The organism is Micromonospora sp. NBC_01740, assembly GCF_035920365.1.
GTDB classification, from domain to species: Bacteria; Actinomycetota; Actinomycetes; order Mycobacteriales; family Micromonosporaceae; genus Micromonospora; species Micromonospora reichwaldensis.
Genome location: NZ_CP109150.1, coordinates 4645308 through 4668384 on the forward strand (window position 1 = coordinate 4645308; position 23077 = coordinate 4668384).

The window sequence follows — 23077 nt, forward strand, 5'->3', positions numbered from 1 at the left end:
AGAAGTTTCCGTCCGAGGCGCGGGGTCACTTGAAGCGGATGAACTTGGAGAACTGGTTGTTGGCGGTTCCCACCGACACCGTCCGGTGGCTGTACCTGTCGGCCGAAACGTAGTTGTACTCGTCGATCTCGAAGGTGCCGTTCGCGTTCACCCTGGTCACGAACGCGACGTGACCGTAGGTGCCGCCCAGGCGTACCGCGACGTCACCGGCCTTCGGGCTGTTGTACACCGGCACGCCGGCGCGTCCGGCGGCGGCGACCCACTCCTTGGCGTTGCCCCACCGCGCCTGGCCCTTGTACTGGTTGTGGAAGGCGACGCCGACCCGGCTGCGCACCGCCCAGGCCGCGAAGCTGGTGCACTGCCCCTTGTAGAAGTTCCACGGATCGATGCCCGAGGTCTGACCCTTGTAGGGGTAGTCGTCCTTCGCCGGGTAGCTGGCGCCGGCGGAGATCAGCTGGTGGGAGGCGTTGTTGTTCTTCAGCGTGGAGCTGAGGTTCTTCTTCGCCCCGGGCGCGAAGTCCTGGTGCGCCTGGGAACCGTTGTAGCCGGTGTTGTAGTAGACACGCACCGTCTTGCCGGTGCGGTTCCACGCCGAGGCGGCGTTGTTCTTGATGCACTGGCCCTTGCCGCTGCCGGCGCCCTTGAACTCGTAGCAGCCCGGCTGGGCGGTGCCGTAGTCGGCCAGCGAGCCGGCGTGATCGGAGATCGAGCCCGCGTGGTTGCTGTTGTAGTAGTAACAGAACTCGCCGGTGTTGCAGGCGCCGTCGCGGGACGCGGCCTGGGCGGGCGCGGCGACCGCCAGGACGCCGAGAGTCGCGCTCAGCACGCTGGCGCTGAGGGCACCGAGAACGCGAACGGTGACCGTGGGCATGATCACTTCCCTCCTGGGGTGGGTGAGGAGGGCCCACGCTACAAGCCATCGATCGATTGCCATACCCCTCAATTGAGGGCGGTCCGTCGCCGCGCCGCGAACCGGTACCGGGGGCGGCGGCCGGTCGGGCGTGTGGGTCCTGCGTCAGGGCAGGGGTGCCAGGTGCGCGGCGACGTCGGCGGCGATCTGCTCCGGATGCTCGCCGTTGATGGCGTGCGAGGCTTCCGGGTAGACCTTCACCGCGGCGTGCGGCAGGACGCGCCGGGCGTGCGCCGCCCCGGCCGCCGTGTCGTGCATCCGCGACCTGCCGGCGAGCAGGGTGAGGACCGGCACCCGCACGCCGGCGAGCTGTTCGTCGGTGAGTCGTTCGGGAGCGGAGAGCTTGAGCACGTACGACTGCATCCCGGCCTCGATCATCTCGGCGACCGGGACGTCCTCGACCGGCGCGCCGTTCGCCGTCCAACTCGCGAAGTCGTCCCGCCAGGACCGGGGGAACCAGCGCACGCTCGCCGGGATGGAGCGGACGATCGCTGCCGGCGACAGATCGGTGAAGACCAGGACCGGATCCAGCAGGACCACGCTTGCGACCTTCTCCGGCCGGTGCGCCACGAGGTTCATCGCGGTCCAGCCGCCGATGGACAGGCCGAGCAGGTGCAGCCGCTCGTCGGGCAGGCCCCGCATCAGCTCGTGCAGCCACTGCGCGTGGTCACGGGCGGAGCCGATCGGTCGTTGCTGGACGCTCATTCCCGGCTCGCCGAGCAGGTCCACCGTGTACACGCTCCGCGTGCGCAGCAGCAAGGGCAGGTTGTCGGCCCACACGGGGGAGGGCGCGGCCCGGCCCGGCAACAGCAGCAGCGGAGCGGCGGGGGAGGAGTCGGCGCCCGCGAAGTGGTAGACGCGGACCACCCCGTAGCTGGTCCGCACGTCGAGCGTGCGGTCCGGCTGGGGCAGGTCGGCCATCGCCCGTTCGTAGGCGCGCAGGAAGCGGTCCTGCGCCCGCGCGGAGACGTAGTAGCCGACGGGCGCGGGGTGGTGCAGGGCGACCCCCGCGGCCACCGCCAGGGTGGTGACGAGCGCGACGCCGCCGCCGACGATCCAGCGCCGGCGATGCCTGATCCGAGGTACGCGCGCTCGCATGGTGCCCCCCTCCGTTTCCGTGGTGGTCGTGGACGTCGTTGCCCATCCCAGGATTCTACCGGTCGGTCAGATTTTCAACCAGTCGGTAGAAAGTCTGACCGGGGGGTTACCCTGTCCGTGCCGCGGCTACCCGGCCCGGCAGGGCCGCCACGACACCCCGAGGACACCGAATGACGCCGGACGCCACCACCCGCAAGGACCGTTCGCGCCGGCCGCTGACCATCACCGAGCAGGCCCGTCGCGCCCAGCTCGTCCGGGTGACCACCGACCTCGTCGCCCGCCACGGCTACGCCGGCACCTCGCTGGCGCGCATCGCCGAGGCGGCCGGCCTGTCCAAGGCGGCGGTGCTCTATCACTTCCCTTCCAAGGACGCCCTGGTCCAGGCCGCGTACGCGGCGGTGATCGAGGCCCTCACCACCGACGTCGGCGCGGCCGTCGAGCGTGCCCGCGGGGCCGCCGCGCTGGAGGCGTACGTCCGCTCGCTCGTCGCCCACCTGCGGGAGCACCCCGAGCACGCCCGCATGATCATCGAAGCCATCACCGAGGAGACCGGCATCTCCGACGGGCCGGACGCGCCCAGCCGGCGGCAGAGCGTCGTGGACCTCATCGGGGCGGCGCGCTCGGCCGGTGACTACCGCGAGGACACTGACGCCGAACTGCTCGCCGTCATGATCAACGGCGCGATCGACGCCATCGTCGCCGAGCAGCTCGCCCGAGCCGGGTTCGACGGCGCCCGCGCCGCCGACGAACTGATCGCGATCCTGGACCGGGCGTACCGCCGCCGGCCGGAGTCCGACGGGCGCTGACGGATACGGCGGTGCCCGCCCGCGCCGCAACGGTGCTGGCGGCGCCCGTGCCGGCGAGCGTGAGACGGTCGCCGGCGCGGCCCCGGCCGACGGGCGGAAACAGGGCGGCAGCGGGCGTCGAGTTGTGTGCCGATTCGGGGTTCGTTAGGCGATTCGCGGGCATAGCGTCAGGCGTGGCGGCTTCCCGCCGCCGGGCCTGCCCCGGGGGCGGGTCAGGACGATCTGACGGTGGTGCGACGTGGACGAGACCGATCCGATGATGCTGGACCAGCGGGGACGACGCGGCCAGGGCGCCGGGCTGCCCCGGCTGCTGGGCGCGGTCAGCCTCGCCCTCGGGGCCGGCAGCCTGCTCGCCCCGCGCGCGGTGGCCCGGCTGACCGGCGTGGACGACTCACCCGCCGCGGGCGGGGTGATCATGGCCGTGGGCGCCCGCGAGCTGATCCACGCGGCGGGCCTGCTCGGCGGCCGCCGGCCGGCCGGCTGGGCGTGGACCCGGGTGGCCGGCGACGCGCTGGACCTCACCCTGCTCGGACGGGCCTGGGCGGAGCGGTGCGGCGAGCGGCGCCGGCGGGTCGGCCTCACCACCGCGGCCGTCGCCGGCATCGCCGCCGTCGACCTGATCGCCGCCGTGCGCGCCGGACGGGCCCGGGCCGCGCACCGGCGGGTGATCGACATGGAGGTCTCGGTCACCGTCAACCGGTCCCCGGCCGAGGCGTACCGCTTCTGGCGGGACCTGGAGAACCTGCCCCGGTTCATGTCCCACCTGGAGTCGGTACGCGCCGACGACCTGCGCCGGTCGCACTGGACCGCGCACGGCCCGGCCGGCCGCCGGATCGAGTGGGACGCGGAGATCGTCGACGACCAGCCGAACCGGTCGCTCGCCTGGCGGTCGCTGCCCGGCACCCGCGTGCCCAACGCGGGTCGGGTCCGGTTCGTGCCCGCGCCGGGCGATCGCGGCACCGAGGTCCGGGTGCGGCTGCGCTACGCCCCGCCGGCCGGCGCGCTGGGCCGGGCCGTGGCGAAGCTCTTCGGCGAGGAACCCGAGCAGCAGGTACGCGACGACCTGCGCCGGTTCAAGCAGGTGGTGGAGACCGGCGAGGTGGTCCGCTCCGAGGGCAGCCCCGACGGCATCTCCGTACGCCAGCAGGTCATGCAACGCCCCGCCCAGCCGCTGCCCATCGCCCGCCGCTGACCGCCCGCCACCCGAGAGGACGAACGATGAAGGCCACCGCCTGGATGGGCAAGGACAGCGTCAAGGTCGTCGACGTACCAGACCCGACCATCATGAACGCGCGCGACGCGATCGTACGGATCACCTCGACCGCCATCTGCGGCTCCGACCTGCACCTGTACCACGGGTACATCCCCGCCATGCGCAAGGGCGACATCCTCGGCCACGAGTTCATGGGCGAGGTCGTGGAGGTCGGCCCGCAGGTGCGCAACCTGCGCCCCGGCGACCGGGTGGTGGTGCCGTTCCCGATCGCCTGCGGGCACTGTTCCTCCTGCCAGCGCGGGCTCTTCTCGGTCTGCGAGAACTCCAACCCCAACGCCGGGGTGGCCGAGAAGATCATGGGGCACTCGCCGGCCGGCATCTTCGGCTACTCCCACCTGCTCGGCGGCTACGCCGGCGGCCAGGCCGAGTACGCCCGGGTGCCGTTCGCCGACGTCGGCCCGATCAAGGTGCCCGACGAGGTCCCCGACGACCAGGCCGTGATGCTCGCCGACGTGCTGCCCACCGGCTTCATGGGCGCGGAGATGTGCGACATCAAGCCGGGTGACGTGATCGCCGTGTGGGGGGCCGGCCCGGTGGGCCTGCTCGCCGCCGCCAGCGCCCGGATGCTCGGCGCGGAGCGGGTGATCGTCATCGACCGGTACCCGTACCGGCTGCGGCTCGCCGAGGAACACACCGGCGCGGAGACCATCAACTACGACGACACCGACGTGCTCGACGCGCTCAACGCGATGACCGCCGGCCGGGGGCCCGACGCCTGCATCGACGCCGTCGGCCTGGAGGGGCACCACGGCAACACCGCCGTCTACGCGTACGACCGGGCCAAGCAGGCCGCCCGGGTCGAGACGGAACGCCCGTTCGCGCTGCGCCAGGCCATCCTCGCCTGCCGTAGCGGCGGCGTCGTCTCGGTGGTCGGGGCGTACGGGGGCTTCGTCGACAAGTTCCCGATGGGCGCGTTCATGAACCGGTCGTTGATCATGCGTACCGGTCAGTGTCACGTCCAGCGCTACACCCGTCCGCTGCTCAACCGCATCCAGCGCGGCGACATCGACCCCAGTTTCATCATCAGCCACCGGATGCGGCTCAAGGACGCGGCCAAGGGCTACAAGATCTTCCAGAAGAAGCAGGACGAGTGCACCAAGGTCGTCCTCAAGGTCTGAGCCGGCGGTCGGCAGGGCCCCGCCTTCGGGACCGCGCCGGTGCCGGCGGGTGGGTACCGTGCCGGGATGGTGACGGACCGATCGAGGTACCCGGGCGCGGAGGTGGCCCGCGACGGCGTGCGGCTGCGCCCGGTGGCCGAGGGGGACCTGCCGATGCTCGTCCGGTTCGCCGTCGAGCCGGGTCTGGTCGGGCTGGACTGGCACGGGTTCCGGGACCCGGGGGCGCCGGCGCGACGATTCGCCGCCGACGGCTGGCTCGGCGAGGAGGATGGCCGCCTGGCCGTCGAGGTCGAGGCGGAGCAGGCCGCCGCCGGCGTCGTCGGCTACCGTGCCGGCCGGTACGGCGGCGCGGCGATCCACTGGGAGATCGGCATCGTGTTGCTGCCGGAGTGGCGGGGGCGGGGAATCGGCTGGCGGGCGCAGGCGCTGCTCTGCGACTACCTGTTCTGTCACACCCCGGCGCAGCGCGTCCAGGCCGGCACCCACCCCGAGAACGCCGCCGAGCAGCGGGCGCTGGAAAAGGCCGGATTCCAGTTGGAGGGCGTGCTGCGCGCCTGCGAGTTCCGGGCCGGCCGGTGGCGCGACGGTTGGCTCTACAGCCGGCTGCGCGACGACCCGTCGCCGTGGGACCGCCCGGAGGACTGACCGAGCCGGACGCCGGTCCTGTGGGACGGACGCTCCGGTGGGTCGTGCTGCCTCGCGGTCGGCCGGGTCCGGGGACGACGGGGCACCGCCGTCCCCGGACCTCGTCACCGGCTCAGGCCCAGGGGGCCGTCGGGTACCAGGGGATGATCTCGCGGCGGGCGAGCAGCCGCACGTCCCAGTAGAGGAACGTGAAGGCGCCGGCGACGATGAACGCGACCGCGGTCAGGACCGCCAGCCGGCTCGGCCGGGCGCTGAACCAGCGTTGCAGGCGGGAGCCGGCGAGCCAGGCCAGCAGCAGGAACAGCACCGCCATGATGACGATGTTGCCGAGGGACTGAAGCGTGAACGCCGCCGCGCCGTAGAGCGGGTTGCCGCTCTCGGCGGCGTCGCGGAACATCTGCCGGAACAGCGCGAAGGGCCGGCCGATCAGGAAGCCGGCGATCAGCGCGCCCATGAAGACCATCGGGGCGTTGGGGAACCGTCGGGCGATTCGGGCGAACGGGTCCGGCACGACGCCCAGCGCGGCCAGACCGAGATAGATCATGATGATCCCGATCACGCCGAAGACCACCATGGACTGGATGCTCCTTGGTGACAGCCCGCCGGGGGCGTTGGGAGCGGTGGAGAACTGCGGCATCGACGTGCCGACGAGGCCGACGACCGCGCCGTAGGCGGCCGACACCGCGACCATGCCCACCGACATCCAGCCCAGCGGCTTCAGCGGCGCGACGATCCGGCTGAACCTGCCGCCCGTGGTGCCGGTCAGCGGGGCCAGGGCGCCGAACGCGGCGATGTTGCAGGCGGTGAACGTACCCGCGATGCCGGAGACGAAGGCGAACATGATGCCGGCCGCGATGCCCTGGATGGGCGTCTCCTTGGCGTCGTGGCCGAGCATTGTGTTGGCGACGTTGTCGCCGATGGTCCGGTCCACGAACTCCGCCGACCAGATGACGGTCAGCAGGAACCCGCCGAGGACGCTGAGGAGGATGATCAGCCCTCGCCGCCGGGGAAAGTGCCCGTTGACGAACGCGGACGTCGCGGTCCGCGCGGTGTCGGGGCCGAACCGGACGGGCGCGTCGGGTCGCTGGGGGGACCTCTGGGTCTGCGTCACATGCGCTCCTCGAAGGTGAGGGAGGGGCCGGTGGGAAGGGAAGGCGGGCGCCGACGCCCGCGACGAATGGCCACCGGTCGACGTGGACGCGCCCACGCGACCCTCCGTGAGCGGCGAGTCACGTGGAGCGATGTCCGCGTTTCATGATGGGCCGACCGTCGTCACCTCGTTTCTTCAATCGTGCGCGATTTCCTGACCCGATCTGCCCCCGTCAGGGCGCCGGCGACTCCGAAACAGGCCGACCGGCCGCCTCCGGCAGCGGGTGGGCCGACGGTCGCGGTTGGCAGCCGCGGGGCAGGCGGTGACGCCGTCGGAGAGCGCCATGACGACGGGGTGTGTCGCCCCCAGCCGCTATCCTGCGCCGGCACGTCGGGGGACGGCCCCGGCGGGAAACCCCGGCGGGCGGGCTGTCGCGTCGGTTCTGGAGGGCGCATGGCAGTCGAGGAGAGGGGCGTCGAGGCGTGCCGGACCGCCGCCCAGGTCGTCGAGGCGACGGGCCCGGAGCGGGGGTCCGCCCTGCGGCGGCTCGCCGAACTCGGCGCGGCCCGTCCCGCGCTGCGCCAGGTCGCGGCCGACGCGGTCTGCGCCTACCTGCGTACGCCGCCCGCCCCGGACGGCACGGACGCCGACGCGCGACGCGAGGCGTCGCGGGTGCTCGCCGGGCTGCTGCTGCGCCCCGCTGCCGGGGCGGTCGACGGCGCGGGCGAGGGCGCCGGGGCGGGCGAGGGTGCCAGGACGACCGACGCCGCCGGAGCGGCCGAGGGCGCCGGGGCGTCGCCGGGGCCGGACCTCGCCGTGGACCTGTCCGGGGCGACCCTGGTGGATGCCGACCTTGGCCGCTGCGAGCTGGCCGAGGCCCGCTTCGCCGACACGCGGTTCTTCGGGTCGACCTCCTTCGCCTTCGCCCGGTTCACCGGCGACGCGGTCTTCGCCCGTGCGGTCTTTCACGGCGAGACCCGGTTCGACGACGCCCGGTTCGCCGCCGACGCCGTGTTCGGCCGAGCCCGGTTCCGGGGCCCGGCCAGCTTCGACCGGGTCGCCTTCGCCGGGATGGCGTGGTTCGGGCGGGGCGAGGAGGAGCTGTGGGAGGACGACCCGGCCTGGGACGACGTCGAGAACGTCGACCCCGCCCCGTGGGACGAGCCGAACGAGGACGACCCGGGCTGGCCGGCCGCGGTCCTGATGGGTGACTACCAGGGCTGGGCGGAGGGCGGGGACGGGGCACGTTTCGTCGGGGCCGCGTCGTTCCGGTGGGCCCGCTTCGACGGCCCTGCCTGGTTCGGCAAGGCGCGGTTCGGCGCGGAGGCGACGTTCCGGGACGCCGAGTTCGGCGGGCTCGTGCACCTGGACCAGCCCGCCGTGGACCTCACCGGCGCCCGGTGGGCCGGCGCGGCCGACGGCGAGCCGATGTGCTGGCCCCTCGGCTGGGTGCCCGAGCCTGGGCCGGACGGCGCGAGCGTGCTCGTGCGGGACGGACCCGTCGCGCCCCGCACCCGCCAGCTCGCCGACCGGGATTCCGCTGTCCGCCGCGTGGGGCTGCGGGCTCTCGGCGAACTCGGCGACGCGAGGCCGGAGCTGCGCCAGCGCGTGGTCGACGCCGTCTGCGCGTATCTGCGGGTGCCGCTGCCGTTCGACGTGACCGGCGAGCTGACCCCCGCCCAGGCCGGGGAGGTCCAGGCGCGGCGCGACGCGCAGCGGCTGCTCGCCGAGCGGCTGCGTCCGGCGAGCGCAGTGCCGGGCGGGGCGCGGCCACCGCACTGGCCGGAGACGAACCTGCCGCTGTGCGGCGCGACGCTGGTCGACCTCGACCTCAGCGGCTGCCAGGTCGGCTACGCGGACTTCACCGGCGCTCAGTTCCACGGAACCACCCGGTTCGACGCCAGCGGGTTCGCCAGCGCCGCCTTCCGGCTCGACGGTCGGCAGGGGCGGGCCTCGTTCCACGGCGACGTCACCTTCGCCGGGGCGCGGCTCGACCGCTGGCACAACGTCCGGGAGGTCCTCGGCGGCGTCGTGTTCCACGCCAAAGCCGTGCTCGACGACCCGGACGTCGAGCCCTGACCGTGTCCCGGACCGACGCGCGTCCGGGCCGGCGGGGCACCCCCGCCCCCGTCGTGGTCCCGGTCAGGGGATGGGCCACTCGTGGACCGGCCGGTTGGTGTGCATCAGCGTCACGTAGTGCCGCACCACCTCACGCAGCGCCTCCGGCCGGTCGAGATGGTCGGCGGACTCCAACCGGTGCAGGGTCTCCACCTGCCAGCTCGCCCCGTTGCGGCCGGTCAGGCAGCGTTGCTCGATGACGCCGAGCAGCCGGTCCCGCTCGGCGGGGTCGAGGCCCCACCGGTCCAGCCCGTGGTGGGCCAGCGGCAGCAGCCGGCGCAGCACCAGCTCGGTGACCGGGAGATAACCGAGGCCGGGCCAGAAGACCTGGGCGTCGATGCCGTAGCGGGCGCAGGCGTTGAAGTTCTCCTCGGCCGCGCTGAACGACATCTGCGACCACAGCGGCCGGTCGGCCTCGGCGAGCGCCCGGACGAGACCGAAGTAGAAGGCGCCGTTGGCCACGGTGTCGAGCACCGTCGGCCCGGCCGGCAGCACCCGGTTCTCCACCCGCAGGTGCGGGCGGCCCTTCAGCACGTCGTACACGGGGCGGTTCCAGCGGTAGACGGTGCCGTTGTGCAGCCGCAGCTCGGCGAGCCTCGGCACGTCCCCCCGGGCCAGGGCCTCGGCCGGGTCCTCCGCGTCGCAGACGGGCAGCAGCGCCGGGAAGTAGCGCACGTTCTCCTCGAACAGGTCGAACACCGTGGTGATCCAGCGCTCGCCGAACCACACCCGGGGGCGTACGCCCTGGGCCTTGATCTCCTCCGGCCGGGTGTCGGTGGCCTGCTGGAACAGCGGGATGCGGGTCTCCCGCCACAGCTCCCGGCCGAAGAGCAACGGCGAGTTCGCCCCGAGGGCCACCTGGATACCGGCGATCACCTGCGCGGCGTTCCAGTAGTCGGCGAACTGGGCCGGGCTGACCTGGAGGTGGAACTGGGTGCTCGTGCAGGCCGCCTCCGGGGTGATGGTGTCGGCGGTGACCGCGAGCCGTTCCACGCCGTTGATCGCGATCCGCAGGTCCTCGCCGCGGGCGGCGAAGATCTGCTCGTTGAGCAGCGCGTAGCGCGGGTTGGCCGACAGCGTCTCGGCGGTCAGGTGCTCCGGCCGCAGCGTCGGCAGGACGCCGATCATCACCATGTGCGCGCCCACGTCCCGCGCCTTGGTCTCGGCGGCGTTGAGGCTGGCCCGCACGGACTCCTCGAACTCGCGGGTGCCGGTGCCGGCCAGCCGGCGCGGCGCCACGTTGATCTCGACGTTGAACTGGCCCAGCTCCGTCTGGAAGGCCGGGTCGGCGATGGCGGCCAGCACGTCGGCGTTGCGCATGGTCGGCAACGAGTCGTCGTCGACCAGGTTCAGCTCGATCTCCAGCCCGGTCATCGGCCGTTCGACGTCGAACCGGGACTCCCGGAGCATCTCGGCGAAGACGTCCAGGCACCGCCGTACCTTCTCGCGATAGCGGGCCCGGTCCTCGCGACTGAAGGTCCGTACGCCGACGTCCTCGCCCATGGTCACCGCCCTGTCACCGTTGGTTCCCCTAACCTCGCACGCTTAGGGCGGGCCGGGGAAGACCCGAAGCTCCTTGTACGTACCCAGCTCGGGCCCGCGTGATCCCTGTCGCCTCCGCCCGTCGTGCCGTCGGCGCGGCCGGCGGGGTGGTTAGCATGTGCGGCAACCGGTGGGGGAGTGACGATGCGCGAGAAGATCACCAGGCTCTTCGTGGCGGCGGCGATCGCCGAGGCCTGCTCCTGGCTGGCCCTGCTGATCGGCATGGCCGTCAAGTACGGCCCCCCGGGCAACGAGATCGGCGTGCAGATCTTCGGCCCGATCCACGGCGCGCTCTTCGTCGCGTACGGCCTGCTGGTCCTCGCGATGGCCCGGCTGCACCGGTGGCGGCCCTGGCCCACCCTCGTGGCCCTGGCCTGCGCCGTACCGCCGTTCGCCACCCTGATCTTCGAACGCTGGGCCGCCCGGCGCGGGATGCTGCGCACCGCGGGCGAGCCGGACCGGCCGCTGACGCCCGTCGGCTGACCGGTCAGCCGGCGAGGAAGTCGGCCAGCGCGGCGGCGAGCTGCTCCGGGGCCTCCTCGGCCATGTGGTGGCCCGAGTCGATCGCGGCCACCCGCACGTCGTCGGCCCAGTCCCGCCAGATCGCCGCCGGGTCGCCGTACAGGTCGACCATGTCGTCCCGCTCCGACCAGCAGAACAGCACCGGGCAGGCGATCCGCCGCCCGGCGGCCCGGTCGGCGTCGTCGGCCGCCCGGTCGGGGCCGAGCCCGGCGCGGTAGTCCTCGCACATCGCGTGCACCGTCGCCGGGTCGTGGATGGCCCGGCGGTAGTCGGCGTACGCCTCCTCGCCCATGGCCGCCGGCGACCCGCCGTACCAGGCGTCCGGGTCGGCGGTGATCACCCGCTCCGCCGGCTTGTCCGACTGGCCGAGGAAGAACCAGTGCCACCAGCGGGCCGCGAACCGGGCGTCGGCGCGCGCCAGGGCCTCGCCGATCGGCACCCCGTCGAGCACGCCCAGCCGGCTGACCCGCTCCGGGTGGTCCAGCGCCGTGCGCATCGCCGCGTAGCAGCCCCGGTCGTGCCCGATCACCGCCGCGCGGTCGTGGCCGAGCGCGTCGAGCAGGCCCACCACGTCGCGGGCCATCGCCCGCTTGGCGTACGTGGTGTGCCCCGGGTCGCTCGGCGGCTTCGACGAGCCGCCGTAACCGCGCAGGTCCGGGCAGATGACGGTGTGCCCGCGGGCGAGCAGCGGCGCGACCCGGTGCCAGGTCGCGTGGGTGCGTGGATGGCCGTGCAGCAGCACCACGGGTGGCCCCGAGCCGCCGTGGCGTACCCGCAGTTGGACCTCGCCGACGTCGATCCGCTCCAGCGTGAATCCCTCGAACATGTCCGCCACCGTGCCCGCGGGCGCGCCGCCGGAAACCGCGCCGGCCGTCAGGTCAGCGTGGACCAGGCCAGCACGGCGGCGACCAGCGCCGCGCCCAGCACCGCCTGGAGCAGCAGCGGCGGCCCGAGGTGCGACCACAGGGTGGCGGTACGCGGGGTGAGCAGCTGGCCCGTCGTCAGGTTCACGATCCGCTCGATCTTCGGCGGCAGGTCCGGGTCGCCCTGCGGGCGCAACGTGAGCTGCACGTGGTCGGCCGGGTGCAGGGCGCTCTGCGGCAGGTGCCCGTGCAGCTCGACCTCGCAGAGCCGCCCGGCGGCGTCGCGCAGCCGCACCGGGGTGACCAGGTATTCCGGGCCCTTCTTCAGGTCCTTGAAGCTTCGTCGGGCCGCGCCGGAGCTGGCGGAGAACAGGGAACGGGCCAGCGCCATCAGCAGGCCGGCGATCCCGGCCGCCACGAGCACCGCGACCAGCACCGGCTGGCCGATGCGCACCTCGCGCGGGTAGCCGTCCATCAGCCGGACGATCCGCCCAGTGACGATCCGGCCGGTCGGATGGACGATCCGCCGGATGTGCAGGTCGCTGTCCATCTCCACCACCCAGAGTCCGGTTGCGTTCACTCATGGTATCGGTCGTCCGGGTTGAACGACATGAATGAAATGCGGTCACGCGCTCGCGGCGGCCAGGTGACAACCGCAGCGGCACGGGTAAGCGGGGGGCCGAGCTGGAAAGGGGTCGAGCATGCAGCTGTCCTTCCTGCGCCCGCTCTACGACCGGCCGGGGCCGTGGGTCTCGGTGTACCTGGACGCGTCCGCCAACACCGAGGACGCCCACCCGGCGCTCGATCTGCGCTGGCGCGCCCTGCGTGACCAACTTCAACAGCAGCGCGCCGACGTGGACACCATCGACGCCGTCGAACGCGTCGTGCGGGGCCACGATCCGATGCCCGGCGGCTACGGGCTGGCGGTCTTCGGCGCCCGGGGCCGGGTGGTGCTGTCGGAGTACCTCTCCGCCCCGCCGCTGCGGGACCTGGCCGCGTACACCTCGTTGCCGCACGTGATGCCCATGCTGGCGCAACGCGGCGAGCAGGTTGCCTGGGTCCGGGTGCTGGCCGACCGGACCGGCGCCGACGCCATGGCGATCAGCGCCGGCGGCGTGCCGCGCCGGGCCCACGTGAGCGGCCGGGAGGACTTCCAGCTGCGCCGGGTGCAGCCCGGCGGCTGGTCGCAGTCGCACCACCAGCGGGCCGCCATGGAGGCCTGGCACCACAACGCGGGCGACGTCACCGCCGCCACGGTGGAGCTGGCCGAGAAGGTCGGCGCGGAGGTGGTGGTGGTCGCCGGCGACGTGCGCGCCACCGGCGTGATCGCCGCCCAGATGCCCGAACGTTGGCAGGACCTGATGGTGCGCACCGACGCCGGGTCCCGGGGCGGCGGCGCCGACCAGAGCCTGCTCGACGACCTCACCGTGCAGACCATCGCCGAGGTGGCCGACCAGCGGATCACCGCAGTGCTGGACCGGTTCGGCATGCAGGAGGACGTCGGCGCCGGGCTGGACGCCGTGGTGTCCGCCCTGCAACGCAACCAGGTCGAGACGATGCTCATCGTCGACGACCCGTCCGCCACCGGGGAACTCTGGATCGGGCCGGACCCGACCGAGATCGCCACCGACCCGGGGCAGCTCGCCGCCATGTCCGTACGCGACCCGGAGAAGGTCCGCGCCGACGCCGCCCTCGTGCGCGCGCTGGTCGGCACCGACGCCGAGCTGACCGTGCTGGGCCCGGACGAGGCACCGGAGCTGACCGACGGCGTCGGCGCGGTGCTGCGCTACGTCGACTCCGGCACCCCGGGGCGTGGCGATGGCTGAGCGTACGGTGGCCGACCTGGTGGTCGAGCGCCTGCGCGCCTGGCGGGTGCCGCGGGTCTTCGGCTACCCCGGGGAGGCCATCGCCCCGGTGGTCGAGGCGTTGGACGCCTCGGGCGGGGACCCGGAGTTCGTGCCGGCCCGGCACGAGGAGACCGCCTCCTACATGGCCACCGGGCACGCCAAGTTCACCGGCGGGATCGGGGTCTGCCTGGCCACCCAGGGGCCGAGCGCCGTGCAACTGCTCAACGGCCTCTACGACGCCAAGCTGGACAGCAAGCCGGTGGTGGCGATCGTCGGCGAGGACGTCTCGGGCCCGCTCGGCGGCGCCCACCAGGAGATCGGCCTGAGCCGGCTGTTCGCCGACGTGTGCAACCAGTTCGTCCGCTACGGCCGTACGCCCGACGGGGTGCCGGCCCTGCTCGACCAGGCGTTCCGCACGGCCGCCGCCACCCGCAGCCCGGTCTGCGTGGTGCTGCCGCGGCAGTTGCAGGAGGCCACCGTGCCCGACCTGCAGTCCCACGCGGCCGGGGTGCTCTCGGCGACGCCGGGCGAGCCGCTGGCCCGGGTCCTGCCGCACGACGCCGACCTGGACGCGGCCGCCCAACTGCTCGCCAACGGCCGGCGGAGCGCGATCCTGGTCGGCCAGGGCGGCCGGGGCGCGGCCGGAGAGATCGTCGCCCTCGCCGACCGGCTCGGCGCCGGGGTGGCGACCTCGCTGCTGGGCAAGCCGGTGCTCGACGAACGGCTGCCCTTCCACGCCGGCGTGCTCGGCGAGGTCGGCACCCCGGCCGCCGCCGAGCTGATGGGCGGCTGCGACACGCTGCTGCTCATCGGCACGAACGATCCGTGGACGGACTACTTCCCGATGCCGGGGCAGGCCCGCACGGTGCAGATCGACATCGACGGCCGCCGGATCGGCACCCGCTACCCGGTGGACGTGCCGCTCGTGGGCGACGCCCAGGAGACGCTGCGGGCGTTGCTGGCCCGGGTGCCCGACCGGCCGAACGCCCGGTGGCGGGAGACCGTCGAGGGCTCGGTCGACCGGTGGCGGGCCGAGCGGGCCGACCGGGCCGCCGCCCCCGCCGAGCCGGTGAACCCGCAGCTCGTGCTGCACGAACTCTCCACCCGGGTCCCGCCGCGCGGGGCGGTGGCGGTGGACGTCGGATCGGTCATGTACTGGTACGCCCGGCACCTGGAGCTGCCGCCGGGCGTCAACGCGCAGCTCTGCGGCACGCTCGGCACGGTGGGCTGTGCCCTGCCGTACGCCGTGGCGGCCAAGCTCGCCGCCCCGGACCAGCCGGTGGTCGCCCTGCTCGGCGACGGCGCGATGCAGCTAAACGGGCTGGCCGAGCTGATCACCGTGGCACACCACTGGCGGGAGTGGCGCGATCCCCGCCTGGTGGTGCTGGTGCTCAACAACCGCGACCTGTCCGGCATGGGCGGCGGTCGTACGCCGACCGACCCGACGCGCCGCCGGCCCGACGTGCCGTACGCCGGCTGGGCTCGCCTGCTCGGCCTGCACGGGGTGCGGGTCGACCGGCCGGAGCTGGTGGGGGCGGCCTGGGACGAGGCGCTGGCGGCCGACCGGCCCTGCGTACTGGAGGCGGTGGTCGACCCGGCGGTGCGGCTGGCGCCGCCCGAGCCCGCGTTCGCGGACCTGCGCGAGGTGTTCGCCGAGGGCGACGCCGCCCGGCGGGTACGCGACCGGATGCTCGCCGCCGGGGTGGCCGTGGAGGTCGACGACCTCGTTTAACGCTCCAGTCGAGGGGCACTGAGGACGGGCAGTACGACGCTGGAGGTCACCTTGTCAGAAGCCCCGGACCGCCGGTACGGCCCCGCGCCCCTGCCGCAGCCCCGTGGGCCGGTGTCGACGGCGCTGCTGGACGCGCTGCGGCGGGCGCCGCACGACCTTCCGGCGGGGCTGGGCGCCGGGCTCGCCCCCGCCGACGCCCTCACTGACGAGGACCTCCAGCTCACCCTCTTCTGCTGCTACGAGCTGCACTACCGGGGCTGGCAGGGCGTCGACGAGGACTGGGAGTGGCAGCCGTCCCTGCTCGCGCTGCGCGCGTACGCCGAACGGCACTTCGAGGCGGCGGTGCGCGCGCTGGTGGGGCTCCTGCCGGCGGCGCTGCCCGGCGGGGTGCCGGCGGCGCTGGCCGACGTGGTCGCCGCCGACGACGGGCCGTCGCTCGCCGGCCACCTGCAACGCCGGGCGTCGCTGGCCCAGTTCCGGGAGTTCGTCACGCACCGCTCGATCTACCACCTGCGCGAGGCCGACCCGCACAGCTGGGCCCTGCCGCGCCTCGGCGGGCCGGCGAAGGCCGCCCTGGTGGAGATCCAGATGGACGAGTACGGCAACGGGCGGCTGGACCGGATGCACGCCGAGCTGTTCCGGGTCACCCTGGCCGAGCTGGGACTGGACACCGGATACGCCGCCCACCTGGACACCGTACCGGCGGTCACCCTGGCCACCAACAACCTCATGTCGCTGTTCGGGCTGCACCGGCGGTTGCGCGGGGCGCTGCTGGGGCACCTCGCCGCGTACGAGATGACCTCCTCGCTGCCGAACCGCCGGTACGGCAACGGGCTGCGCCGCTTGGGCCTGGGCGAGGCGGCCACGCGCTTCTACGACGAGCACGTCGAGGCCGACGCGGTGCACGAGCAGATCGCCGCCTACGACCTGTGCGGCGGGCTGGTCCGGGTGGAGCCGGCGCTCGCCCCGGACGTCCTCTTCGGCGCCGCCGCCGCGCTGGCGGTGGACCGGCTCTTCGCCGCGCACCTGCTGGACGCCTGGACCGCCGGCCGCACCTCCCTGCGCGCCACCGCCGCGCCGATCCGCATCGACCTGCGCGACCGCCCGCGCCCCGGCGGCAGACCCGCCGCCGTCGCCTGACCCACCCGGCTTCACCCCGCCCCGCCGTGCGGCCCGCCCCGCCCCGCAGTGCGGCCCGCCCCGCCCCGCCGTGCCGTCCGTGGATCATGCAGTTGTGGCGCCCCGTAAAAGCCCCGAAACACCAGCTTCCGCCCACCAGAAGTGCATGATCGACGCGTCCAATCGCCGCAGCCGGCCACCGGGGCGCGCGTGGGTGGGGGCAGGGCGGGGCAGGGGCAGGGGTCAGGGGGTTTCGCGGGTGGGGGCGGCGCGGAAGTTGACGGCCTTGTGGGTGCCGTCGCAGAACGGCTTGAGCGCCGACTTCCCGCAGCGGCACAGGGCCACCGTGCCCCGCCGCGCGTCGATGGTCTCCCCGTCGGGGGTGACCAGGGCGAAGTCGCCCCGGACCAGCAGCGGGCCGTCCTGGTAGGGGGTGATGGTGGCTGCCGCGGGAGTGTCGTCGTCGGTGCGCATGGGCGCTGAAGTGCCCCTTGCTCCGGCACTGAAACCCCAGCTCACCGGCGTGCCGTCGCGGTGCGTGACCGGCGTCGTCACCCGGTTCGGCGGTTCGGCGGCGGCCCGCCCGGGATCTTCTGATTGCTCCCGCCCGGTGGGGGATGCCCCGTTTGAACCCCATCGGGACGGGAAGCCGGGCCGCGTGGTGAGCGAACGAGGCAAGGTGGAGCCGGGGCACAAGGTGCGCAAGGGGCTCACGGCCGAGGGTGCCGGGCTGGCGGGCGACCGGGTGGTGGCCGCCGGCAGCGCCGCGCGGGTGCTGGTGGCCGCCACCGCGCGGGCGCTGCGCGGCACCGACTGCGCCGACCTCGGACACCCGGGACACCCGGGGCCGCTGTCTCGGTTCGTCGGCGCGCCCGAACCGGTGCGCCGGGCGGCGGTGATCCGGGCGGCCGGCCGGGTGGCGCTCACCCCCGGCCAGACCGCCGAGGTCGACGCGGGCCGGGTCGCCCGCTGGTTCGCCGAGCAGTACCCGCGCCGCCGCTACCCGGGCGCCCTGATCGGCTCCCCGCACGGCGCGGCCGCGCACCTGGCGATGGCGCTCGGCGTACCCTGGCTACCGGCCGGGTTCGAGATGACCGTGCACTGGGCGCAGGGCGCCGTCGACCGGCCGCAGGCCGCCCTGGACCACGGTGCCGCCCTCACCGCCCGTCTCCTCGGCGGCAACGCCGACCTGCACGTCCGTCAGGTGCACTGCCCCGCGAGCCGGGGCGCGCTGGCCGGCGCCACGGTGTCGCTGGCGGCCCGGTGGCGGTCCCTGCCGGCCGCGTACGCGCGGTTCCTGGCCGACCGGCTGGAGCCCGGCGCCCCGGTGCTGCTGCTGCGCGACGCCCGCACCTGGCCGGTCTTCGACTCCGCCCCGGGGCACAGCTTCCAGGTCGGCTGCCCGGGCAGCGGCCTCGACCCGGTCGACTTCCACCCGGACAGCCATGCCCTGCGCCAGGTGCTCCGTTCGGCTGGCGGGGACGGCGCGCACTGGGAGCCGCCGGAGGTCGCCTCGCCGCCCGAGCCGGCGGAACACGGCGTGGAGTCCGGTTTCGAGGCCGGCGTCCAGGAGTGGGCCGGCGGGCACGGGCATCCGCTGCACCGGGTCCTCGTGCCGCGGCCGGAGGCGCTCAGCGCCGCGACCGCCGACCTGTACCGGCGCTGGCTGCGCGCGGCCGGCAAGACCGGTGACCGGCTGGTGGTGGAGTGCGGCCGGCTCCTCGACCCGTGGCAGGTGGTCCGGGCCGGCATGGTGCCGTACTGGTGCGAGAACGCCACCCGGCGCAGCGTGGAGGCGGCGGAGTGGTGGCTCGCCGGGAGCGAGCCGTTCAGCTCGGTGGACGTGCTGCCCGAGCCGCCCGGCCTGCGGTCGCCAGCGCTGGCCGGGCTGCCCCAGTGGCTGGCCGTCGCCGGCTTCGGGCGCCGCCGGCGGGCGCTGGACCGCACCTCGGCGCGCGGCTACCCGGTCACCTCGGTGCCCACCCGCCGGGCGACGGAGGTGCTGCGGGCGCAGCCGTACGACCTGCCGACGCCGCCGCCGATGACCGTCCCCGAGGCTCTCGCGGCGCTGCGCGACGGCGGCTCCCACCAGGGGTTACTCGTCTGTTGAGTCGGCCCTTTCGAAACATCCTCGCGAACCCCGGGTCCCGTGATTGAGTACCTACGGAGCGGGAACACCGCTGGCTGCGACGGCCTGATCACGCCGTCCGGCGTGGCGCCGTCGCCCGCTGACATCCCAGTCATGTGACCCATTTTCCGGCCCGGGCGTGGTGCGACCACGCGCGCGCACGACCGGTTTCCTGAATCCGGGCGGGGGACCTTCCTGAGGGAGGCGCGGATGTTCGGACAGACCACCACGACCACACCACCTCCGACCGATCGGGGTCTGGAGGACCTCGACGCGGCCGCACTGGCGTACGCGGCGCGGATCGAGGGCCTACCGCCCGAACGACGCCAGGAGGCACGTGACGACCTCGTCCGGTTCGCCCTGCCGTTCGCGGGCCGGCTGGCCCGCCGCTACCGGGGGCGGGGCGAGCCGCTGGAGGACCTGGAGCAGGTCGCCCGGCTCGGCTTGGTCAACGCCGTCGACCGGTACGACCCCGAGCGGGGCTCCTTCACCGCATACGCGGCCATCACCATCGTCGGCGAGATCAAGCGGCACTTCCGCGACCGCACCTGGGGCGTGCACGTGCCGCGCCGGCTGCGCGACCTGATCCTGGAGGTCGGGCAGGCCACCTCCGCGCTGACCAGCGAGCTGTCCCGGGCCCCGACGGTCGCCGAGCTGGCGGAACGGCTGGAGACCCCGCAGGAGGAGATCCTCGCCGCGCTGGAGTCGGCCGCCGGCTACAGTCCGGCCTCGCTGAACGCCCCCGTCGGCGGGGAGAGCTCGGCGGAGTTCGGCGACCTGGTCGGCGAGTCCGACAACGCGCTGGAGTCCGTCGACGACCGGGTGACGGTCAGCGGGCTGCTGCACCGGCTGCCCTGGCGGGAGCGGCGCATCCTGGCCATGCGCTTCTACGGCAACCAGACCCAGGCGGAGATCGCCGCCCGCTTCGGCATCTCCCAGATGCACGTCTCCCGGCTGCTGTCGCGGGCGCTGACCTGGCTGCGTCAGGCGATGCTGGCCGACGCCCCGCCGCCGTGGCAGAACGGGACCGCCGAGTCGTCCGAGCCGGCGAAGACCAGGATCTCGGTGCGGCACAACGGCGACCGGGTGGTCGTGGAGGTCGGCGGGGAGGTCGACCGGGACGGCGCGGACCAGCTCCGCCGGGCGATGCTGGAGGCGGTGACCGGGCAGCCCGCCGAGGTGGTGGTCGACCTGGTGGGCGCCGGTGGCTTCGACGCCGGCGGCATCGCCGCGCTGATGGCGGGCCGCGAGGCCGCCGCCCGCACCGGGGTACCGCTACGGCTGACCCGCGTCCAGCCGGCCGTGCGCCGCTCACTCACCGCGGCGGGCCTGGCGGCGGCCCGCGAGGGCTGAGACCACGTCGCGAAGAGGGCCGGCACCCCCGGGGTGCCGGCCCTCTCGCGTACGCCCGCTCAGCGCTCGGGCGTGTCGCCGGGCCCGCGCGGATGCCGCCAGCGCTCCCTGGCCTGCGGCTCCCGGTCGCCGCCGGGGCGGGTCTCCTCCGGCTCGTCGGTCTGCTCGAAGCTGGGCCGACGGATGTCGTCCGGCTCGGGGACGTCCACGGGCCGGGCCCCGGACTGCGCCGCGGGCTGGAACGCGGCGGCCTCCCGCGCGCCGTGCGCCCCCTCGGCGGCCGGCGCCTCGGGCACGTGCCTCTCGCGGTGCAGCTCGTCGCCGAAGTCCTGCGGCGGCTTCGTGGTGCGCTGGGGCAGGTCCCGGCCGAGGTCGGCGACGAGCGGACCGTACTTGGCGTCGAAGGCGGGTCGCTCCGAGCGGATCCGGGGCATCCGGTCGAAGTTGCGCAGCGGCGGCGGGCAGGTGGTGGCCCACTCCAGCGAGTTGCCGAAGCCCCACGGGTCGTCGACGTTCACCATCGCCCCGTAGCGCCAGGACTTCCAGGCGTTCCAGATGAAGAAGAGCGTGGACGCGCCGAGCACGAAGGCGGAGATGCTGGAGATGGTGTTCAGGGCGGTGAACCCGTCGGACGGCAGGTAGTCGGCGTACCGGCGGGGCATGCCCTCGTTGCCCAGCCAGTGCTGGACGAGGAAGGTGCCGTGGAAGCCGAGGAACATGGTCCAGAAGTGGGCCTTGCCGAGCCGGTCGTCGAGCAGCCGTCCGGTCATCTTCGGCCACCAGAAGTAGAAGCCGCCGAAGAGCGCGAAGACCACCGTGCCGAACAGCACGTAGTGGAAGTGCCCGACGACGAAGTACGTGTCGTGGGTGTGCCAGTCCGCCGGCGGGCTGGCCAGCAGCACCCCGGTGAGGCCGCCGAAGAGGAAGGTGACCAGGAAGCCGATCGCGAAGAGCATCGGCGTCTCGAAGGTGATCTGCCCCTTCCACATGGTGCCGATCCAGTTGAAGAACTTCACGCCGGTGGGCACCGCGATCAGGTAGCTCAGGATGCTGAAGAACGGCAGCAGCACCTGGCCGGTGGCGAACATGTGGTGGGCCCACACGGTCATCGACAGCACGGTGATCGCGATGGTGGCCAGCACGAGGCCGGTGTATCCGAAGATCGGCTTGCGGGAGAAGACGGGGATGATCTCGGTGATGATGCCGAAGAACGGAATCGCGATGATGTAGACCTCGGGATGGCCGAAGAACCAGAACAGGTGCTGGTAGAGCATCGGGCCGGCGGTCCCCGGGTCGTACACGTGGGCGTTGAGCAGCCGGTCGGCCGCGAGCGCCAGCAGCGCGGCGGCGAGCAGCGGGAACACCAGGATCACCAGCACGCTGGTGAAGAGCATGTTCCAGGTGAAGATCGGCATCCGGAACATGGTCATGCCCGGCGCGCGCAGGGTGAGGATCGTGGTGATCAGGTTGACGGCGCCGAGGATGGTGCCCAGCCCCGAGATCACCAGGCCGATCACCCACATGTTGGCGCCGACGCCGGGGGAGTGCTCCTGGCTGCTCAGCGGCGAGTACGCGGTCCAGCCGAAGTCGGCGGAGCCGCCCGGGGTGAGGAATCCCCCGAGCACCATCAGGCCGCCGAACAGGTAGAGCCAGTACGCGAGGGCGTTGAGCCGGGGGAACGACACGTCGGGGGCGCCGATCTGGATCGGCACGATGTAGTTGGCGAACCCGAACGCCGCGGGGGTGGCGAACAGCAGCAGCATGACCGCGCCGTGCGAGGTGAAGAGCTGGTTGTACTGCTCGGCCGAGAGGAACTGCAGGTTGGGCCGGGCCAACTCGGCGCGCATCAGCATCGCCTGGATCCCGGCGACCAGGAAGAAGCCGAACGAGGTCAGCAGGTAGAGCAGGCCGATCTGCTTGTGGTCGGTGGTGGCCAGGAACCGGGTCAGTTTGCCGCCGGGAAGCGCCTTGCGCAGCGGCCCGGGGTAGCCGCCGAAGCGTGCCGGCGCCAGGATCGCCGGTCCTCGGTCGCGTGGTTCCGTGGTTACCCGCTTGGGCATGTGACTCTCACCCCGCCAGACGACAGATAGGACGGCGCGGCTACCCGCCCCGCATCCCATGAAACCAGGCGACAGCGGTTATTCAGGCGAGAGTGGTAAATTCGGTCAATTCGCGGGCAGTATGGCCCAGACGACCTTCCCGTCGCCGGCGGGGGCGCTGCCCCACCGCTGGGCCGTCTCGCGGACGAGCAGCAGCCCCCGGCCGCCCTCGGCGCGCAGGTCGGCGGCGCCGGCCCGGACCGCGGTCCGGCTGCCGTCGGCGACGACCAGGTGCAGGTACGGCCGGCACAGGGTCAGCGTCACCTGCATCGGCGTGCCGGCGTGCCGGACGACGTTGCCGACCAGCTCGCTGAGCACCAGCGACGCCGGCCCGACGGTCTCCGGCAGGTTCCAGCGGGCGCACGCGTCGGTGACCAGCTCCCGCGCCCGCCGGCAGGCCTCCGCCACCGGTTCGAGCCGGGCCCGCAGCCGGGGCGCCGCCGCCGCGTTCGCCACCCGGGTCGCCTCGTCGCAGTCGCGGCGCACGGGCACCACCCGGCAGGCGGTCGACTGGGCCAGCCAGGTCGCCGCCTCGCCCGGCGGGGCGCACAGCACGACGGGCACCGCCGGCCAGCCGGCCGCGCGACGGGCGATGGCGGCGAAGACCGAGAGGGCGAGCCGGTCACGGACGGTGACGTCGGTGAGGTCGACCACGAGCGCGTCGGGCTGGCTGGCGAGGCAGCCGTCGAGCGCGTCGTGCACCGTGCGCATCGTGCCGAGATCGAGGTCGCCACGCAGGCGTACGACGGTCACCGGCGACTCGTCGTGCACCTCGCAGGTGATCCGGCTCGGCATCGGGCGCCCTCGTTTCGCA

General features: G+C 73.8%; 20 protein-coding genes. 11 read left to right on the forward strand and 9 right to left on the reverse strand.

All coding sequences use genetic code 11. The features are described 5' to 3' along the window. Window positions 1-25: 25 nt before the first annotated feature. Window positions 26-871, reverse strand: coding sequence for a CHAP domain-containing protein (locus OG989_RS20635; protein WP_327028126.1), 846 nt, complete (start codon window positions 869-871; stop codon window positions 26-28). Between the two features lie 144 nt (window positions 872-1015). Further along, window positions 1016-2008, reverse strand: coding sequence for an alpha/beta fold hydrolase (locus tag OG989_RS20640; RefSeq protein ID WP_327028127.1), 993 nt, complete (start codon window positions 2006-2008; stop codon window positions 1016-1018). A 170-nt stretch (window positions 2009-2178) separates the two neighbouring features. On the opposite strand from OG989_RS20640, the gene OG989_RS20645 reads away from it, so the two are divergent. From OG989_RS20645 to OG989_RS20660, 4 genes are all read left to right on the forward strand, one after another. Continuing rightward, on the forward strand, window positions 2179-2814 hold the full coding sequence (locus tag OG989_RS20645) for a TetR/AcrR family transcriptional regulator (RefSeq protein WP_151453881.1): 636 nt from the start codon (window positions 2179-2181) through the stop codon (window positions 2812-2814). Window positions 2815-3052: 238 nt separating this feature from the next. Beyond that, window positions 3053-4006 carry an SRPBCC family protein gene (locus OG989_RS20650; protein WP_225852104.1) on the forward strand — a complete coding sequence of 318 codons (954 nt, stop codon included), beginning with the start codon at window positions 3053-3055 and terminating at the stop codon, window positions 4004-4006. Window positions 4007-4032: 26 nt separating this feature from the next. Then, a complete protein-coding gene (locus tag OG989_RS20655; protein WP_151453880.1) occupies window positions 4033-5205 on the forward strand; it encodes a zinc-dependent alcohol dehydrogenase in 1173 nt (390 codons plus the stop codon). Between the two features lie 66 nt (window positions 5206-5271). Beyond that, window positions 5272-5850: a GNAT family N-acetyltransferase gene (locus OG989_RS20660; protein WP_151453879.1), complete on the forward strand. Its 579-nt coding sequence runs from the start codon at window positions 5272-5274 to the stop codon at window positions 5848-5850. 112 nt (window positions 5851-5962) lie between these two features. Here OG989_RS20660 and OG989_RS20665 read toward each other — a convergent pair whose 3' ends face one another. Then, a complete protein-coding gene (locus OG989_RS20665) occupies window positions 5963-6961 on the reverse strand; it encodes a hypothetical protein (protein ID WP_225852103.1) in 999 nt (332 codons plus the stop codon). A gap of 432 nt (window positions 6962-7393) precedes the next feature. On the opposite strand from OG989_RS20665, the gene OG989_RS20670 reads away from it, so the two are divergent. Beyond that, entirely contained in the window at window positions 7394-9019 is a 1626-nt protein-coding gene (locus tag OG989_RS20670; RefSeq protein WP_327028128.1) for a pentapeptide repeat-containing protein, read from the forward strand. 63 nt (window positions 9020-9082) lie between these two features. Here the strand turns inward: OG989_RS20670 and OG989_RS20675 are convergent, their stop codons facing one another. Beyond that, window positions 9083-10561 carry a glutamate--cysteine ligase gene (locus tag OG989_RS20675; protein ID WP_151453896.1) on the reverse strand — a complete coding sequence of 493 codons (1479 nt, stop codon included), beginning with the start codon at window positions 10559-10561 and terminating at the stop codon, window positions 9083-9085. Window positions 10562-10744: 183 nt separating this feature from the next. Here OG989_RS20675 and OG989_RS20680 point away from each other — a divergent pair, with 183 nt between their 5' ends. Then, complete coding sequence (locus OG989_RS20680; protein WP_132237982.1) at window positions 10745-11083, forward strand: DUF3817 domain-containing protein; 339 nt, start codon at window positions 10745-10747, stop codon at window positions 11081-11083. Window positions 11084-11087: 4 nt separating this feature from the next. On the opposite strand, the gene OG989_RS20685 is transcribed toward OG989_RS20680, so the two are convergent. Both OG989_RS20685 and OG989_RS20690 read right to left on the reverse strand, forming a co-directional pair. Beyond that, window positions 11088-11948, reverse strand: a complete 861-nt coding sequence (locus OG989_RS20685) for an alpha/beta fold hydrolase (RefSeq protein WP_327028129.1) — start codon at window positions 11946-11948, stop codon at window positions 11088-11090. Window positions 11949-11995: 47 nt separating this feature from the next. Next, window positions 11996-12544, reverse strand: a complete 549-nt coding sequence (locus OG989_RS20690) for a hypothetical protein (protein ID WP_151453895.1) — start codon at window positions 12542-12544, stop codon at window positions 11996-11998. Window positions 12545-12686: 142 nt separating this feature from the next. On the opposite strand from OG989_RS20690, the gene OG989_RS20695 reads away from it, so the two are divergent. Genes OG989_RS20695 through OG989_RS20705 form a run of 3 tightly spaced genes read left to right on the forward strand, consistent with a single transcriptional unit; the run spans window position 12687 to window position 16704 of the window. Next, window positions 12687-13811: a baeRF2 domain-containing protein gene (locus OG989_RS20695; protein WP_151453876.1), complete on the forward strand. Its 1125-nt coding sequence runs from the start codon at window positions 12687-12689 to the stop codon at window positions 13809-13811. Beyond that, entirely contained in the window at window positions 13804-15564 is a 1761-nt protein-coding gene (locus tag OG989_RS20700) for a thiamine pyrophosphate-binding protein (protein WP_151453875.1), read from the forward strand. The genes OG989_RS20695 and OG989_RS20700 overlap by 8 nt, the downstream gene beginning before the upstream one ends. 51 nt (window positions 15565-15615) lie before the next feature. Continuing rightward, window positions 15616-16704 carry an iron-containing redox enzyme family protein gene (locus OG989_RS20705; RefSeq protein ID WP_327028130.1) on the forward strand — a complete coding sequence of 363 codons (1089 nt, stop codon included), beginning with the start codon at window positions 15616-15618 and terminating at the stop codon, window positions 16702-16704. Between the two features lie 222 nt (window positions 16705-16926). Here OG989_RS20705 and OG989_RS20710 read toward each other — a convergent pair whose 3' ends face one another. Next, on the reverse strand, window positions 16927-17157 hold the full coding sequence (locus OG989_RS20710; protein ID WP_311410258.1) for a CDGSH iron-sulfur domain-containing protein: 231 nt from the start codon (window positions 17155-17157) through the stop codon (window positions 16927-16929). Between the two features lie 223 nt (window positions 17158-17380). Between OG989_RS20710 and OG989_RS20715 the strand changes: the two genes are divergently transcribed. After that, a complete protein-coding gene (locus OG989_RS20715; RefSeq protein ID WP_151456369.1) occupies window positions 17381-18793 on the forward strand; it encodes a hypothetical protein in 1413 nt (470 codons plus the stop codon). A gap of 228 nt (window positions 18794-19021) precedes the next feature. Beyond that, complete coding sequence (locus OG989_RS20720) at window positions 19022-20164, forward strand: SigB/SigF/SigG family RNA polymerase sigma factor (protein ID WP_151456362.1); 1143 nt, start codon at window positions 19022-19024, stop codon at window positions 20162-20164. A 59-nt stretch (window positions 20165-20223) separates the two neighbouring features. Here the strand turns inward: OG989_RS20720 and ctaD are convergent, their stop codons facing one another. Together ctaD and OG989_RS20730 are read right to left on the reverse strand one after the other, a co-directional pair. Beyond that, complete coding sequence (gene ctaD, locus OG989_RS20725) at window positions 20224-22224, reverse strand: aa3-type cytochrome oxidase subunit I (protein ID WP_151456363.1); 2001 nt, start codon at window positions 22222-22224, stop codon at window positions 20224-20226. Window positions 22225-22329: 105 nt separating this feature from the next. Then, on the reverse strand, window positions 22330-23058 hold the full coding sequence (locus OG989_RS20730; protein WP_327028131.1) for an STAS domain-containing protein: 729 nt from the start codon (window positions 23056-23058) through the stop codon (window positions 22330-22332). Window positions 23059-23077: the final 19 nt, after the last annotated feature.

Bases quoted from the DNA above. Each gene is read 5' to 3' on its own strand.
- OG989_RS20635 (WP_327028126.1), bottom strand. From the start codon at position 871: ATGCCCACGGTCACCGTTCGCGTTCTCGGTGCCCTCAGCGCCAGCGTG.
- OG989_RS20640 (WP_327028127.1), bottom strand. From the start codon at position 2,008: ATGCGAGCGCGCGTACCTCGGATCAGGCATCGCCGGCGCTGGATCGTC.
- OG989_RS20645 (WP_151453881.1), top strand. From the start codon at position 2,179: ATGACGCCGGACGCCACCACCCGCAAGGACCGTTCGCGCCGGCCGCTG.
- OG989_RS20655 (WP_151453880.1), top strand. From the start codon at position 4,033: ATGAAGGCCACCGCCTGGATGGGCAAGGACAGCGTCAAGGTCGTCGAC.
- OG989_RS20660 (WP_151453879.1), top strand. From the start codon at position 5,272: ATGGTGACGGACCGATCGAGGTACCCGGGCGCGGAGGTGGCCCGCGAC.
- OG989_RS20670 (WP_327028128.1), top strand. From the start codon at position 7,394: ATGGCAGTCGAGGAGAGGGGCGTCGAGGCGTGCCGGACCGCCGCCCAG.
- OG989_RS20675 (WP_151453896.1), bottom strand. From the start codon at position 10,561: ATGGGCGAGGACGTCGGCGTACGGACCTTCAGTCGCGAGGACCGGGCC.
- OG989_RS20680 (WP_132237982.1), top strand. From the start codon at position 10,745: ATGCGCGAGAAGATCACCAGGCTCTTCGTGGCGGCGGCGATCGCCGAG.
- OG989_RS20685 (WP_327028129.1), bottom strand. From the start codon at position 11,948: ATGTTCGAGGGATTCACGCTGGAGCGGATCGACGTCGGCGAGGTCCAA.
- OG989_RS20695 (WP_151453876.1), top strand. From the start codon at position 12,687: ATGCAGCTGTCCTTCCTGCGCCCGCTCTACGACCGGCCGGGGCCGTGG.
- OG989_RS20700 (WP_151453875.1), top strand. From the start codon at position 13,804: ATGGCTGAGCGTACGGTGGCCGACCTGGTGGTCGAGCGCCTGCGCGCC.
- OG989_RS20710 (WP_311410258.1), bottom strand. From the start codon at position 17,157: ATGCGCACCGACGACGACACTCCCGCGGCAGCCACCATCACCCCCTAC.
- OG989_RS20720 (WP_151456362.1), top strand. From the start codon at position 19,022: ATGTTCGGACAGACCACCACGACCACACCACCTCCGACCGATCGGGGT.
- ctaD (WP_151456363.1), bottom strand. From the start codon at position 22,224: ATGCCCAAGCGGGTAACCACGGAACCACGCGACCGAGGACCGGCGATC.
- OG989_RS20730 (WP_327028131.1), bottom strand. From the start codon at position 23,058: ATGCCGAGCCGGATCACCTGCGAGGTGCACGACGAGTCGCCGGTGACC.